The sequence below is a fragment of the Pseudoalteromonas sp. PAST1 genome (assembly GCF_021532515.1).
GTDB lineage: Bacteria > Pseudomonadota > Gammaproteobacteria > Enterobacterales > Alteromonadaceae > Pseudoalteromonas > Pseudoalteromonas simplex.
In genome coordinates this window covers 1-1,034 of record NZ_JAKGBH010000141.1, presented here as the reverse complement: position 1 = coordinate 1,034, position 1,034 = coordinate 1, and the positions used below count along the sequence as shown (strand labels likewise).

The 1,034-nt window shown below is 52.8% G+C and carries 1 protein-coding gene; it reads left to right on the top strand.

Going from position 1 to position 1,034, the window contains the following annotated elements; all coding sequences use genetic code 11:
• On the top strand, positions 1-1,034 hold a 1,034-nt coding region (locus L1272_RS23065; RefSeq protein WP_235374379.1), incomplete at both ends, for an Ig-like domain-containing protein.

The window sequence follows — 1,034 nt, the reverse complement described above, 5'->3', positions numbered from 1 at the left end:
CCGACGGTCACTGGCACCTCAGACTTAGCCAATACCTCACTCGCCGTGACCTTTACCGATGCTGATGGTATCAGCCATACCGTGACAGTCACCACTGATGCTTCAGGCAATTGGAGCGCCGAAGCAGGGCAAGCCTTAGCTGATGGCAACTACACAGTCAGTGCCAGTATCAGCGATGCAGCAGGTAATAACAGCAGTGCCAGTGACAGTGGTGAAGTCGACACCATTCCACCGGAGCTTGCTTTTGTGCCGACCTTCTTACTGGGTCAACTGGTGACCTTAAGTGGTACATCAGATTTACCCGCCGGTAGCACAGTGACCATCACCCAAACCTTATTAGGCGGTGGCAGTGTGACATATACGGCAACCACCGATGCCAATGGTGATTGGTCGCTGACAGGGTTAACCGTGCCGTTAGCGAACCTAGCGTCGATAACAGCCAGTGCATCGGATGCTGCAGGCAATGTACGTACTATCAGTTCAAGTGACTTTGATGGTACACCACCGACACTCACCGTTAATGTGGATGCAATTGGAAATGACAATACACCGCTCATCAGTGGTACCAGTGATGCAGGTGAAGGCGCACAAGTGACCGTGGTCGTCACCGATGCCAATGGTGATAGCAGCACCCTGACAGCGACAGTGGATGCCAGCGGTAATTGGTCAGTGAGTCCAACAACGGTCTTAGCTGATGGTCAATTTACTGTTGACGCCAGTGTGCGTGATGGGGTGGGTAACCTTACAGAAGAAACGGTGACTGGGGTCATTGATACCGTTGCACCAAGCTTAACCTTAACGGGCGTTGGGGCGGGCAGTGATGTGACGCCTGAGTTCACAGGACGCAGTAATGAAATTGGTGGCACGGTGACGGTAACGGTGACAGATAATGATGGCACCGTACAAACACTGACCGCAACCGTTGACAGTAGCGGTGATTGGCGCGTGGAAGTACCGAATGGACTCGCCGAAGGTGGCTACACTGTATCAGCAACAATTAGTGATGAAGCGGGTAACCCAACGACGGTCAATGC